Source organism: Formosa sejongensis (assembly GCF_033447105.1).
GTDB lineage: Bacteria > Bacteroidota > Bacteroidia > Flavobacteriales > Flavobacteriaceae > Formosa.
In genome coordinates this window covers 32,336-47,123 of record NZ_JAWQUN010000012.1, presented here as the reverse complement: position 1 = coordinate 47,123, position 14,788 = coordinate 32,336, and the positions used below count along the sequence as shown (strand labels likewise).

Sequence of the window (14,788 nt, the reverse complement as noted above, 5' to 3'; positions counted from 1 at the left end):
ATGTGATTGTTATATTATTCTTCAAAAAAGAAGTCATGGATTTCAATTATACTTCCTCGACCTATTTGAATTAGATTTTTTGTTTCTTTAAGGAAGATTCCTAACGATTTTTCATTATAAATAAATTTCATATCATCTGAATAATCAGTAACTACATACATATCACCTGAAAGTTTATAAAATGGAATTGTTGTTTTACTTTTTACTTTAACCCCTTTATTTACAATTTTTCCATTTAATAATTGCTCCATTATGAATTCTGTTTCTTGATTTCCAGATGCAACCTGTACATAATTAGTCATCATGTCCACCCATTTATTTGAATCAATTAAAAACCATTTAACTTTTTCAAAATCAATCCCATATTCATTAATCCAACCATGGCTTGTAAAGCCTAAAAGAACTTGTTTACGACCATCTAATTCCGGTTCTTCAGAAGGTGTGAATTCTTGAATTTTGAATGTGATTACAGATGCAGTCGACATATCTTTTACTTTTTTACCATCAAAATCTATAGTCTTTAGTGAGAAACTATTTAATTCAGGTTCATTAGATAATATCCACTGTGTTGCAGTTAATTCTGCACGTTCTTTCATTTGTTCTACTGCTGCAACTCCGACTCCTATTGCTACTAGAGCACCTACGCCAGCTGCAATAGCAGCACCGTTATCTTGAGCCTTTACATTTTTTGGAATTATGCAGATTGATAGTAATAAAATAAATAATGTAATGTTTTTCATAATATATATAATTTTTATATGATGCAAGATATTACGTTAGATGCCTTTTAGTTTACGGTTTTCCGTAAGTAGGTCTAAGTATTTTACTCCACACGTTTTAAATCTAAATCATGAAAATCGAAACTGAAATCTATGTTTGGCGAGATGCCTTTCATTTTAATTTGTACAGCTTTGCCTTCTTCATTTAAATTAAACGTAGCAAAAGCATCGCAAGGCATATCTGTAAATTCCCATTTAACTGCAAAAGTTGTGGCTTTATAAAAAAACAGTTGTCCGTTTAACTTTGGGGAGCGTTTAGAGGTGAACCAAAGTTTGCCATTTTTATCAGTTATGGTTATGTCTCCAAACCAAGGATCGTTGTAAGTTCCTATATAATTATTAAAATCAATTTTAGTGTTTTTATTGGTTTCAACAGTAGCCCAAACAGCATTGGTTACGGCATCACCTTCTTTTTCTTGAAGTTGACTATATTCTGAAAGTTCAGTAATCCAATCTTTTTTATCGACACCTAGAACCATATCTAAAATAGTTTCTGGAATAGAGTAGAAGGCATACCCTCCTGGATCGGAATTTGTTAACACTACAATTCCTATATTCAGTTCAGGTATTAAAATAGTACGCGATAACATACCTGTTATTCCGCCTGTATGTTGTATTACAATTTTTCCTTTTACATCCAAAATTTCCCAACCCAATCCATAAGCCGTAAAATGATTTTCGGTACGACTGTCGGCATATAGATTAAAATCTGTCATGGTAATTGGCGACCACATTTGTATTTGGCGGTCTTCAGAAAACAATGTTTTAGATAAATCTGGGCCATATTTTCCTTTGTTCAATTGCATAAGCATCCATTGGCTTAAGTCTTTTACACTAGCGTTAATACCTCCAGCTGCACCAACAAGTTCTCCTCCATTATAAGGTGCTACTTCTACTATTTTATTATTATAAGAACTGTAAGGCATCGCAACATTAGCATCAGATTTTAAACGATTACCTAAGGGGACGGAATTGTTCATGCCTAACGGATTAAAAATTCGAGTTTGTACAAAATCAGCCCAAGATGTACCACTAACTCTAAACACAACTTCTCCTGCGACTAAGTATAATAAATTATCGTAATCGTATTTTGTACGAAAAGCAGATGTTGGCGTTTGATATTGAAAACTCTTCAAAACATCATCAATAGTAAAATCGCCAACACCAGGAAATATCATTAAATCACCAGCTCCTAAACCTAATCCGCTTCTATGCGTAAGCAAATCAATAATTGTAAAATTTGCAGTAACGTAATCGTCGTACATTTTAAATTCAGGAATATAATCTATCACATAATCATCCCAAGACAATTTACCTTCATCAACCAGAATAGCCAAAGCAGCAGATGTAAATGCTTTAGAATTAGAAGCAATCGAGAATAATGTGTTTTCGTCTACTTTTGCTTTTGTAGAAAGCGATTTCACACCATAGCCTTTAGAATGGATTATTTTTCCATCTTTTACCACAGCAATAGCAATGCCTACATCCTGCTTTAAAGACATGGATTTAGCTACTAAAGAATCTATCTGAACTGAACTAACGTCTTGTGAAAATCCAGTAAAATGGAATAGTAATACGAGTGTAACAATGATGAATTTCTTTAAATATGTCATATTAATATATCGGTTGAATAAGAGTCTTTTTATAAAGGTCCATAAATGTATTAAAATTTAATGTAGAATATATTCTAGTTTTATACTCCGGAGATCTTTCAATACGAATGAAAGTATTAAAATTGTACCTCTATATTGTTTTTTGAAGATTTATAAATACCTTCAATTAATGCTAGAGAATTTAAACCTTCTTCTCCATTAATTTCGGGTTGGGTTTTGTGATCTATGGCTTTTATAAATTCTGAAATTTGTGTTTTATGTAAAAGATATCCAATAGCGTTAGGATCTGAAGCACCGCTAGAATTATCAGATAAAGTCGATCCAACATCTCTTTCATGACCTTTTATATGCCATTTTATAATTTTTCCACCTTCTAGAATAATGCTTCCATGTTCGCCATAAATTTCTAAGCGCTCTGGGTAACCTGGAAATAGAGAAGTACCGGCAGTAATGGTTCCAATAGCTCCAGATTTAAAATTTACAAGTGCATGAGCGGTATCTTCACCTTCAATTTGATGAACCATAGTATGTACTTTACCATAAACAGATTTAACAGTTCCCATAGCATGGAGTAACAGATCTATAGTATGAATACCTTGATTTATTAAAGCAGCGCCACCATCTCCTAATAAAGTGCCTCTCCACGGACTTTCGCTATAATATTCTGGCGATCTATACCAATTAATATTAGCATTTCCCATGAGAAGTTTGCCTAACCAACCTTTATGTATCACTTGTAAAATTTCTAAATAATCAGGTGAATATCTATTCTGAAAAACACATCCCAAAGTCACGCCATGAGTCCTGCAACCCATTATCATCTTAGTGGCACGTTCTGTAGAAATTTCTAAAGGCTTTTCGCAGAGAACATGTATTCCAGATTGGGAAGCAGCAAGTGTTGGAGCTAAATGACTTCCGCTTTGCGTACAAATGCAAACAATATCAATTTCAAACTCACTAAAAAGTATATTATAATCGATGTATACAGGAACGTTAAAAATAGTTGCGGCTTGATTGGCTCGTACTTTAGAAGATGCATATACGGCAATTAATTCTGCATTAGGAAGTTCGTTAATGCATTTAGCATGCGTTTTGGCTATAGATCCGGTTCCAATAATTGCAAATTTATAGACTTTTTTTGCGTTCATTATAAGGTGTGTTTTGGATTGAAAAGTTATAATTAGGATAATTTTTTTGTGATAAATAATCATAATTAAGAAAAATAAAATTTACTAAATATTTTTCAAACGTTTGAAAAATTCACAAGGTAAAATGCTATAGAATAGACAATTGTAAAGTTTACAGATAAGTGGTGATTTCATTAACGAAAATTTACGAAAACCGGTGATTTAATGTGTTTTAACAATTTTTTAACGCTAATTTTTGGAGTGTTCCCAATTCGGACTAAAACTATCAATTGTCATGTTTTAAATCACTCTTTGTGCTGAAATTTGAGTAATACAATATAGATAAAGATTTAATATAAAATAATATGAAAGTAGCAGAGTTAAAAAATTCAGACCTTAAGACTGAAGGCTTCCAAAATGGAGATTGGAATACAGCAATTAATGTACGTGATTTTGTGTACAGAAATATAACACCTTATGAAGGAAACCAAAATTTCTTAATAGGACCAAGTGAGCGTACCAAAAAATTATGGGACGTTTGTAAAGATGCCACTAAAATTGAAAGAAAAAATAACGGAGTTCACTCTGTTGATACAGATATAGTTTCAGGTATTGCTAACTTTGAAGCTGGATATATAGATAAAGAAAATGAAACTATCGTTGGTTTGCAAACTAACGGTTTATTAAAAAGAGCTATGAAACCTTTCGGAGGTTACAAAGTAGTTCAAAAAGCATTAGAAGAGATTGGTTTAAAGCCTGCCAATCAAGTAGATGAATTGTTCTCTAAATATGTAAAAACGCATAACGATGGTGTGTTTGATGCTTATAATGCTGAAATTAGAAAATTCAGATCTTTGGGGTTTTTAACAGGATTACCAGATAATTATGCGCGTGGTAGAATTATTGGTGATTACAGAAGAATCGCTTTATATGGTATTAACACCTTAATAGCAGCTAAAAAACAAGATTTAGCTAATATTAAAGGTCCGATGACAGATGCTGTTATTCGCTTAAGAGAAGAAGTTTCTGAGCAAATTAAAGCATTAAAAGAAATGATTACTATGGGTAATGCTTATGGTCTTGATTTAAGTCGTCCTGCAGTAAATGCACAAGAGGCTGTACAATGGACATATATGGCTTACTTAGCAGCTGTAAAAGAACAAGATGGTGCGGCAATGTCTTTAGGTAATGTATCTACTTTTTTAGATATTTTTATTCAAAGAGATTTAGATAACGAAGTTATTGGAGAAATTGAAGCTCAAGAATATATCGACCAATTTGTAATGAAATTACGTATGGTGCGTCACTTAAGAATGTCTGCTTACGACGAAATATTTGCTGGAGATCCAACTTGGGTAACCGAAGCTATTGGTGGAATGTTTAACGACGGACGTACTAAAGTAACTAAAACGGCTTTCCGTTTCTTACATACATTATACAACCTAGGACCATCACCAGAACCAAACATTACTGTACTATGGTCGCCTGCTTTACCAGAGAATTTTAGAAAATATTGTTCTAAAGTTGCTATTGATACGTCTTCAATTCAATTTGAAAATGATGACTTAATGCGTACACTAAGAGGTTCTGACGATTACGGAATTGCATGTTGTGTATCTTACCAAGAAATCGGAAAACAAATTCAATTCTTCGGAGCACGTACTAACTTGGCTAAAACATTACTTTTAGCAGTAAATGCTGGTCGTTGCGAAATTACCGGTAAAAAAATGGTGAAAGGTATTGAAGTAGATCAAGATGAATACTTAGACTTCGATAAAGTAATGGCTAATTTTAAATTGGCAATGACAGAGGTAGCTCGTGTGTACAACGATTCTATGAATATTATTCACTACATGCACGATAAATATTACTACGAAAAAGGTCAGATGGCTTTAATAGACACAAACCCTGAAATTAATATCGCTTACGGTATTGCAGGTTTATCTATCGTAGCAGATTCTTTATCAGCAATAAAATATGCTAAAGTAAAACCAATTCGTAATGAAGAAGGTTTAACGGTAAGCTTCCAAATTGAAGGTGAATTTCCTAAATATGGAAATGACGATGATCGTGTAGATATCTTTGCTCATGATGCAGTAGAAGATTTTAATAACGAGTTAAAAAAATTAGCAGTTTATAAAAACGCAGAGCCAACAATGTCTGTACTTACTATTACGTCTAACGTAGTGTATGGTAAAAAGACAGGAGCAACTCCAGATGGTAGAGATGCAGGCGTACCTTTTGCACCAGGAGCAAATCCAATGCACGGACGTGATACTAACGGCGCAATTGCTTCATTAAACTCTGTAGCAAAAATAGACTATAAAGATTCACAAGATGGTGTATCTAATACATTCTCTATAGTACCTAAATCTTTAGGATCTACAGACGAAGAACGCATAGACAACCTTGCAGCAACCTTAACAGGATATTTTGCTCATGGAGCACAACATTTAAATGTGAATGTTTTAGACAAAGACACATTATTAGATGCGATGGAACACCCAGAAAATCACCCACAATTAACAATACGTGTTTCTGGATATGCAGTTAACTTTATCAGATTAACTAGAGAACAGCAATTAGAAGTTATTTCTCGTTCTTTCCACGAATCTATGTAAATCGAACTCTGTTTATATAACTCCAAGAGGTATTCAAGAAAAAACATAAAGCACTTATTTTACTAATTAAAAAAAGTAATCTCCCTATTTTATTAGTGTGACTTATATTTTTGAATACCTCTTATTTTTAATTAAAAAAACGAACAACTATCAAAACTTTAGACAATACATTGAGCGTACATTCCATAGAATCTTTTGGGACACACGATGGTCCTGGAATACGTATGGTTGTGTTTTTACAAGGCTGTAAATTAAAATGTCTGTATTGCCATAATCCAGATACTATAGATACTCAAGGCGGTACAGAATACAATATTGAAGATCTTGTACAACGTGCCCTTAGAATGAAATCTTATTTCGGAGACAATGGAGGTGTTACTGTTTCTGGAGGGGAACCTTTATTACAGTCCAAAAATTTAATTACATTTTTTAAACGGTTAAAAGAAGAAGGTATTCATACGAATATCGATACAAACGGACGGTTGTTAAATCACCCTACAAAAGTGTTATTAGATGATTATGCCGATTTGGTGATGCTTGATATTAAGCATATGACTGAAGAAGGATTTCAGAAAATAGCTGGTGCAAAAAACAAAGAAACTACTTTTAATTTTGCAAAATACAGAGAAGAATCTGGAAAGAAAATGTGGCTTCGCTATGTTTTAATTCCTGGAATGACAAATACACCAGAATTACTTCATCTACTAGGCGAATATTTTAAGGATTATAAAACTATTGAAAAAATTGAACTTCAACCATATCATAAATTAGGTGTTCATAAATGGGATGCTTTAGGTTGGGAATACGAGCTTAAGGATGTCAGAGAGAATATTAAAGAAGAACTAGATGCTGCTAAAGATATATTAGAACACTACTTTAAAGAAGTTAAGGTAAATTAAGATTCAACTTGCAGTTCACATTATAAAATTATTATGAATACACCTAAAGAAGGTATAAAAATAGTAAACGAAATTGCGCTTAATAAAGAAGGATACACCATAAGTAAAACATTAATACTTGCTTTTTTAGCTGGAGCTTATGTTGCTTTTGGAGGATTATTAGCCATAATTGTTTCTGGTGGTTCTCCAGGAATTGCAGAACATAATCCCGGTATTTCAAGGTTCTTATTTGGTGCTGCATTCCCATTAGGACTTATTCTTGTTGTACTTGTAGGTGCAGAACTTTTTACAGGAAACAATGCCTATTTTATTCCTAACATTTTAACCAAAAGACAGCGAGCTTGTGCCATGTTTAAAAACTGGGGCTTGGTTTATATTGGAAATTTTATTGGAGCACTTTTTATTGCATATGTAATTACACATCTCACACATTTAGTAAGTAGTGAGCCTTATATAAATACGGTTCATAACATTGCACATAGTAAAACCAGTCATACTTTTTTAGTGACTTTTATAAAAGGAATTGGAGCCAATTGGTTGGTGTGTCTTGCGCTTTGGCAAGGTATTGCAGCAGAAAATACAAGTGGTAAAATTATAGCGATTTGGTTACCTGTAATGGCTTTTGTGACTTTTGGATTCGAACACAGTATTGCGAATATGTATTTTATTCCACTTTCAATATTCGAAGGTTCAGATATTACGTGGAGTATTTTTGTTTTTAAAAATTTAATTCCTGCAACTTTAGGTAATATTGTTGGTGGTGCTTTATTTGTTGGATTGCCGTATGGCTATTTATTTGGAAAAGTAGAGAATTAGAATACGATAAATCAGGTTTTATGTTTACTAAATTACAATTGTAATGTCAATTTAATATAAGTGTTTAACCTAATCGTTTAGTATTAAGTCGGTACAGTTTAATCATCAATGATTTATTTAAGAAGCTCTAAGAGCAAACATGTATTTTCTTTTTTTTGGTAAAACCCCGATATAACTTGTATCGGGGTTTTTATGTTTAAAAGGTATTCTTCCCTGAATTAATTTAAATTCTACAAACTTAATTTTTAATAAGGTCAGTAGTAGTTTTAGAGTTGAAAATATAAAAGCCTCATGGTTATCATGAGGCTTAGTAAATATTTATTTAGCAGTTAATTTTTGTTGAATTAACGTTTGCCACGTTTCTATTATTTGAAGTTCTCCACTTAATTGTGTGTTTACATCTTCATTATAAAATTCAAATAGAGATTCTGTAGTGGTTTTATCTATCGGAATAAAATTTAATTTAAGAGTTTGAATAGCTTGAGACTTACTATTTGAATTCAGGTTTTTGCTAAACTTTAAAGTTCTGCAATCTTTATAATCCGATAAATCTAAGCAGTTTTCAATAGTGTTATTAAGTGTTTTTTTGAAGAAAAAAACCAAGTTTTTTACATCGTCTAAACCAATAACAAAATCGGCACCAACATCGTATTTAGAAATAGTTGCATTGTTTTTTGTAGCGATTTCAGTTACCGCTTTTAGCATTGCATTTTTTCTTTTTCTGCTGCCACGAGTTGATAATATAAAAGGTAATGCGCAGATTACTATAAAGAATGCGCTAAGAATTAATGTTCCAGTATTCATTGTATTGTGTTTAAATTATTTCATAATAAATTTCGATTATGTAATTAAACATAACCTTGTAGTTGTTTACGTTTAGTGTGTTAAAGCACTAATAAAAACATGAAATTACCAGAAATAATGAAAAGGAAATATGGAATCGGTTTTGCGATACTTAACCAATGTATTGGTTTGGTGTTTTGTGTATTGCGAAATTTGTGCAAGAACTAATTGCTCATTAAGTTTAGAATGCCAACCCGACTCAAATAAAGGAATTTTTAAAAATGGTCCAGGTGAAGGATTGAATGAAACACTTAAGTTTTCAGATTCTGAAGTTAGATTGAAAAGCGATTTAGTAACTGTTGAAACTTTCTGTTGTTGCTCAGAAGGATTCGAATTTACAATGAAAGTTTTAGGCAGGGGTTGTGCAACACTATAAAGTGCGAAACAATATAATACTGTTAAAAGTAAAACACCAGAAAATTTAACTGCTTTTTTCACAATGCAAATGTAATGGTTTCGAAAGAATAAAAAATAACTTTACATATTTTTAAGAATATTTTATTAAAATAAATACCAACCATGACTTCCAGCTACTGCTCCAAAAATTGTGCATAAACTAAGAATAAGTAAAATCCAATGCGCACGATGAATTATTCTAAACGCTTTATCAGGATTTTTTTCGACTTCCTTTTTAAATAACTTATGAAGTAAAAGAGGTTCTAAAACATATAATACTAATGTAAAGATAATCCACATTATAGTCATAGCGTGAACCCACCAAAATTTAGGGTCTAGATAGCGATCCCATGCATCTAATTCATACATCATATAAAATCCAGTAATTCCTGTAAGTAAAGTTGTGATTTTCGCTTGGGTCGCAAACTTACCTTCAATTTGCTCGAACGTCTGCATTTTATCTTCCTTGGATTTCATTTTTTTTACAGCAGGAATAATAACCGTAGTTACCATAGATACGCCTCCAATCCATAAAACAACAGCCAATACATGTATAACTCGGGCAAGGGTGAAGGTTTCCAATATATGATATAATTAAGATTAAAATAAGAGATACTAAGTTAAAACAATAATCAATTCTAATTAAACTTTTAAGAGAATAAAAAAAGAAGATTAGCATATAGTTTAGTATAAACTAAGACTATAATATTTATAAATGATTTATAAATTTTGCTTATCGTATTAATATCCCTTTTTAAGCTGAATAGTTTAATTTTGAGTTATAAAAAAAGTACAGAATACATATGAATTTTACCACATTCAATTCTTTTAAAAGTAGAAATTTTAGATTGTTTTTTATGGGACAGTCTGTATCTCTTTTAGGGACTTGGATGCAAAAAACGGCTGTAAGTTGGGTGATTTATAGTTTAACACAGTCTAAATTCATGTTGGGTGTTACGGTGTTTGCAACGCTTTTTCCAACAGCTTTAGTCTCGCTTTATGGTGGAGTAATAGCAGACAGGCACAATAGACATACGGTATTATTAATTACTCAAATTGTATCTTTAGTTCAAGCTATTTTACTTACTGTTTCTATTATATTTTTTAGAGACCATGCAGTGTGGACTATTATTGTTCTTAGTGCTGTTCTTGGTATTATTAATGGTTTTGATGTTCCTGCACGGCAGTCTTTGGTTCGAGAAATGGTAGACGATAAAGACGATCTACCCAACGCATTAGCTTTAAATTCGTCCATGGTGAATTTATCGAAATTGATAGGTCCCGCAATTGCTGGTTTCATTTTAGAATCTTTTGGAGATGAAGTGTGTTTTGGTTTAAATGCAGTGAGTTTTATTCCGGTAATTATTTCGTTAGTATTAATGCGCTTGCCAAAACAAGTGCTAAAATCATCTGCAGATAGAAACATAAAATTAGAATTTAAAGAAGCTTTTAATTATATCGCAAGTACTCCGGAAATTCACTCCATTCTTATTTTTGTAGGGTTAATGAGTTTGTTTGTATTGTCGTTTACTACGCTAACACCTGCCTTTGCTAAAGATGTTTTTAATGGTTCGGCATCTACATTAGGAGTTATCGATGGTGTTATTGGATTTGGTGCATTTATTGGCGCAATCTTTTTGGCTTCTCTAAAACCCGGGACTAACTTAAGTAAAGTTTTAGCTATAAACTCTTTAATATTTGGGGTTGGACTTGTATTGTTTTCAGAAAGTGATAACTATTACACGGCCTTATTGTTTGTCGCGATAGGAGCCTTCGGAATGATGTCTGTGCGTACCATTACTAACACCATAATCCAGGTGAATGTTCCCAATGCATTTAGAGGACGTGTAATTAGTATTTACGTGATGACGTTAACAGGTTTTTTACCTATTGGTAGTTTAGCAATTGGTAGTATTTCTCAATACATTGGAGTACAATCTACGGTGTTAATTCAAGGTTTTCTTGCTATAATTATTACTCTGTTTTATGGCAAATATCTTAAAAAAGAAAAATTAAAAAAGAATGCTCTCGCACTTTTAGAGCAACAACCAGAGCAAGGATTAGGGGTGAAGTAATGATTTTGTTTTTTAGTTTTTCAATGATAAAAATGAACGACATCAAATTTTAAACACGTGTCTAACATTGTTTTTTCAAAGCTTTTAAGGCATATACCATGGGTAGTTTAGAATCCAAATGTGCAATTCTGAATTGCTTCGAATTCATTTCAACTGTATTACTAAAACAATCATACGGCGAATAATCAAACTCTTCAAAAGATTGTAACTGTAAATTATTCTGAAGTAAAGCCGTTAACACTTCACCTAAACTATGATTCCAAGTGATGGATTTGTTTATAATGTCGGCAGATCTGTCTGCATAAGTACCTGTTTCAGTTTCAATAATGGCATCCGATTTAAAGTAACTATACTCAATTTTATCAAACGCATCATTAAACATCCAAACCACAGGATGAAATTCTACAAAAATAAATTCACCTTGAGGTTTTAGAAATTTAGAAATCAGTTTTGCCCATTTATCTAAATCAGGAAACCAACCAATAGTGCCATAACTAGTATAAACAACATCGAAAGTGTCATCAAGATGATTGGGTAAATCATATAAGTCACAACAAATAAATGTAGTATTTAGTTCCAGTTGATTTGCTAATCTTTCAGCATTTTTAATGGCAACATTAGATAAATCTACTCCAGTTACTTGTGATCCTAAACGTGCTAAAGACAATGAATCCTGTCCAAAATGACATTGTAAATGTAATATCTTTTTGCCTTTTACATCGCCAAGTAAACCCAGTTCAATGGAATTTAGAGAAGAGTTTCCGTTTAAAAAGCCTTCAACATTGTAGAAGTCGGAGGTAAGGTGTGCTTCGGTTTTGGCATTCCAAGTGGCTTTGTTTACCGTTTTATAATCGTGATCTGGTTTCATTGTGATAAGGTCTAAATAATACTGATTAAGGTAACAAATTACATATAATTATTTAAAGCAGACTAAATCTCATATTTATGAAATCTCATATTTAAATCCCTGTAATAAACTTCGGAAAACAAATACATTATATTTGTTTAAAATTTTGAGCATTATTTTGAAAGATATTTTACTTATAACACCACCATTTACACAATTAAATACGCCGTACCCAGCAACAGCGTATATTAAAGGGTTTCTAAATACTAAAGATATTTCATCCTTTCAAATGGATCTGGGGATTGAAGTTATTATAGAATTGTTTTCGAAAAATGCATTCACCATGTTATTCGATTTTGCTTTCGAAAATGATACCATTCAAAGTGAAAATTGTAAACGAATTTATGCTCTAAAAGATGATTATTTAAAGGTTTTAGAGTCTGTAATTCATTTTTTACAAGGAAAGAATACAACGCTGGCTAGACAAATTTGTACAGATAATTTCCTGCCTCATGCTTCTCGATTCGATAATTTAGAAAATTTAGATTGGGCTTTTGGTAATATGGGTATGCAAGATAAAGCCAAACATTTAGCAACCTTATTTTTAGAAGATTTATCAGATTTTATAATTGAATGTATAGACGATAATTTTGGTTTTAGTCGGTATGCAGAACGTTTAGGAATGAGTGCCAATTCGTTTGATGAATTGTATGCAAGTCTGCAACAAGAAATCACTTTTATAGACGATATTACACTACAAATTCTAGAGGAAACGTTAGAAGATATTCAACCTAAAATGGTCTGTATGTCTGTACCTTTTCCTGGTAATTTATATAGTGCGTTTCGTTGTGCTCAGTTTATAAAAGAAAACTTTCCTGATACAAAAATCGCTGTTGGTGGCGGATTTGCAAATACAGAATTGCGATCACTAACAGATGTTCGGGTATTCGAGTTTTTCGATTTTATTACCCTAGACGATGGCGAATTACCTGTAGAGTTATTACATGATTTGGTTTGTAACGTTAAGAAGCAAGAGACTTTTAAGTTTAAACGCACATTGTTGTTAGAAAACGATGCAGTGGTTTATAAAAACGATAGTCCCATTCCAGACTACAAACAGAGCGCTGTCGGAACTCCAGATTATTCAGATTTGTTGTTAAAGGACTATATTTCTGTTATCGAAATTGCCAATCCCATGCATAGTTTATGGAGTGACGGCCGTTGGAATAAACTCACCATGGCACACGGTTGCTATTGGGGAAAATGTACGTTTTGCGATATTTCTTTAGATTATATAAAAATATACGAACCCATTGCGGCTAAGACTTTAGTTGATCGCATGGAGGAACTCATTGCGCAAACGGGAGATTCTGGTTTCCATTTTGTAGATGAAGCTGCACCGCCTTCCTTAATGAAAGCCTTAGCTTTAGAAATATTAAAACGAGATTTAACATTAACGTGGTGGGCAAATATCAGATTCGAGAAAAATTTCACCCAAGATTTATGTGTGCTCTTAAAAGCGTCTGGATGTATAGCTGTTTCTGGCGGATTGGAAGTCGCATCAGACCGTTTATTAAAATTGATTGATAAAGGGGTTACGGTAGAACAGGTGGCGCAAGTCACAAGAAATTTAACCGAAAGTAACATTATGGTGCATTCATACTTAATGTACGGCTATCCAACACAAACGGAACAGGAAACGGTAGATAGTTTAGAAATGGTACGTCAGTTGTTTGAAGTCGGCGTGTTGCAGTCTGGTTTTTGGCATCAGTTTGCGTTAACAGCGCATAGTCCAATTGGTTTAAATCCATCTGAATTTGGAGTGACACCACATTATAACGATATTACTTTTGCGAATAATGATGTCGCGTTTTCTGATGTCACAGGAATCGATCATTCAAAATTTAGCAACGGATTAAAAACATCATTATTTAATTATATGCACGGTATTGGTTTTGATTTACCGCTTCAAGATTGGTTCGATTTTAATATTCCGGATACGACTATAGATTCAGAATGTATTTATAATGCATTACAAACTGAACCTAATTTCAATATAAAACCTACTGCTAAAATTGTATGGTTAGGGAAATCACCATTTGTAGAAGAGTTATCTAAAACGAAAAAAGGGAATACATATACTAGTTTAAAAATGACGTTTTATAATAAAACAGATGATTTTCAAATTATAACACCTTTAGAAGAAGGCGAGTGGCTATTACAAACCTTAGAAGAACTGACTCCAAACAATGCAACTCAAAAATCATTTAATATGTTGAAAAAAGATTTTGAAACACAATTTGAGAACTTTGAATTGTTCTGGTTTTCAAAATCGATTAATACATTAAAGGAACATGGTTTATTAGTGTTGTAATTAGTTAATATTTATACGTTGCATTTTGCAATACCATTGCATACAATAATTTGTATATTTGAATCGATGAAATTTTTAGCAGTCATATTATCAATCTATATATTAGCATTAAACTTTGCGCCTTGCGAAGATACTGCTTCATTTGACGATGATACGACTACCGAATTTTCCGAACATTCTGATTCAAATCACGATCACAATGCTTCAGACGAGTGTTCTCCGTTTTGCCAATGTCACTGTTGTCATATTCATGCGACTCAGTTTATACCTTTAGAGATAAGTTTTACCATTTCAGAGATTTCTACAAAATTATTTCTTCATTTCGATAGTCTAGGAAAAGACTTTAATCAAACAATATTACAGCCACCTCGAGTATAATGTGTCCTGTTTTTACAGGT

At 32.5% G+C, this 14,788-nt stretch carries 13 protein-coding genes; 6 read left to right on the top strand and 7 right to left on the bottom strand.

Translation table 11 applies throughout. The annotated features are described in order from the left end of the window. Positions 1 to 14: 14 nt before the first annotated feature. The 3 genes from R6X41_RS12355 to R6X41_RS12345 form a co-directional block, all read right to left on the bottom strand. Positions 15 to 740 (bottom strand): hypothetical protein, encoded by a 726-nt coding sequence (locus tag R6X41_RS12355; RefSeq protein WP_318500647.1) that lies wholly within the window; start codon positions 738 to 740, stop codon positions 15 to 17. Between the two features lie 83 nt (positions 741 to 823). Then, positions 824 to 2,392: a serine hydrolase gene (locus R6X41_RS12350; RefSeq protein ID WP_318500646.1), complete on the bottom strand. Its 1,569-nt coding sequence runs from the start codon at positions 2,390 to 2,392 to the stop codon at positions 824 to 826. Positions 2,393 to 2,508: 116 nt separating this feature from the next. Further along, positions 2,509 to 3,540 carry a Gfo/Idh/MocA family protein gene (locus tag R6X41_RS12345; protein ID WP_318500645.1) on the bottom strand — a complete coding sequence of 344 codons (1,032 nt, stop codon included), beginning with the start codon at positions 3,538 to 3,540 and terminating at the stop codon, positions 2,509 to 2,511. Positions 3,541 to 3,884: 344 nt separating this feature from the next. Between R6X41_RS12345 and pflB the strand changes: the two genes are divergently transcribed. The 3 genes from pflB (at position 3,885) to R6X41_RS12330 (ending at position 7,855) form a co-directional block, all read left to right on the top strand. Next, a complete protein-coding gene (gene pflB / locus R6X41_RS12340; protein WP_318500644.1) occupies positions 3,885 to 6,140 on the top strand; it encodes a formate C-acetyltransferase in 2,256 nt (751 codons plus the stop codon). 170 nt (positions 6,141 to 6,310) lie between these two features. Further along, entirely contained in the window at positions 6,311 to 7,039 is a 729-nt protein-coding gene (pflA, locus tag R6X41_RS12335) for a pyruvate formate-lyase-activating protein (RefSeq protein ID WP_318500643.1), read from the top strand. A 33-nt stretch (positions 7,040 to 7,072) separates the two neighbouring features. Continuing rightward, on the top strand, positions 7,073 to 7,855 hold the full coding sequence (locus R6X41_RS12330) for a formate/nitrite transporter family protein (RefSeq protein WP_318500642.1): 783 nt from the start codon (positions 7,073 to 7,075) through the stop codon (positions 7,853 to 7,855). A 318-nt stretch (positions 7,856 to 8,173) separates the two neighbouring features. On the opposite strand, the gene R6X41_RS12325 is transcribed toward R6X41_RS12330, so the two are convergent. From R6X41_RS12325 to R6X41_RS12315, 3 genes are all read right to left on the bottom strand, one after another. Further along, positions 8,174 to 8,659, bottom strand: a complete 486-nt coding sequence (locus R6X41_RS12325; RefSeq protein ID WP_318500641.1) for a hypothetical protein — start codon at positions 8,657 to 8,659, stop codon at positions 8,174 to 8,176. Between the two features lie 105 nt (positions 8,660 to 8,764). Then, positions 8,765 to 9,136, bottom strand: coding sequence for a hypothetical protein (locus R6X41_RS12320; RefSeq protein ID WP_318500640.1), 372 nt, complete (start codon positions 9,134 to 9,136; stop codon positions 8,765 to 8,767). Between the two features lie 63 nt (positions 9,137 to 9,199). Beyond that, the gene (locus tag R6X41_RS12315) at positions 9,200 to 9,676 is read right to left on the bottom strand and encodes a hypothetical protein (protein WP_318500639.1); all 477 of its coding nucleotides are present in this window, start codon (positions 9,674 to 9,676) and stop codon (positions 9,200 to 9,202) included. 221 nt (positions 9,677 to 9,897) lie between these two features. Here R6X41_RS12315 and R6X41_RS12310 point away from each other — a divergent pair, with 221 nt between their 5' ends. Beyond that, positions 9,898 to 11,169 carry an MFS transporter gene (locus R6X41_RS12310; RefSeq protein ID WP_318500638.1) on the top strand — a complete coding sequence of 424 codons (1,272 nt, stop codon included), beginning with the start codon at positions 9,898 to 9,900 and terminating at the stop codon, positions 11,167 to 11,169. A 61-nt stretch (positions 11,170 to 11,230) separates the two neighbouring features. Here R6X41_RS12310 and R6X41_RS12305 read toward each other — a convergent pair whose 3' ends face one another. Further along, the gene (locus R6X41_RS12305) at positions 11,231 to 12,037 is read right to left on the bottom strand and encodes a class I SAM-dependent methyltransferase (protein WP_318500637.1); all 807 of its coding nucleotides are present in this window, start codon (positions 12,035 to 12,037) and stop codon (positions 11,231 to 11,233) included. 157 nt (positions 12,038 to 12,194) lie between these two features. Here R6X41_RS12305 and R6X41_RS12300 point away from each other — a divergent pair, with 157 nt between their 5' ends. After that, on the top strand, positions 12,195 to 14,390 hold the full coding sequence (locus R6X41_RS12300) for a B12-binding domain-containing radical SAM protein (RefSeq protein ID WP_318500636.1): 2,196 nt from the start codon (positions 12,195 to 12,197) through the stop codon (positions 14,388 to 14,390). Between the two features lie 66 nt (positions 14,391 to 14,456). Then, positions 14,457 to 14,768: a DUF6660 family protein gene (locus R6X41_RS12295; RefSeq protein WP_318500635.1), complete on the top strand. Its 312-nt coding sequence runs from the start codon at positions 14,457 to 14,459 to the stop codon at positions 14,766 to 14,768. The last annotated feature ends 20 nt before the right edge of the window (positions 14,769 to 14,788 follow it).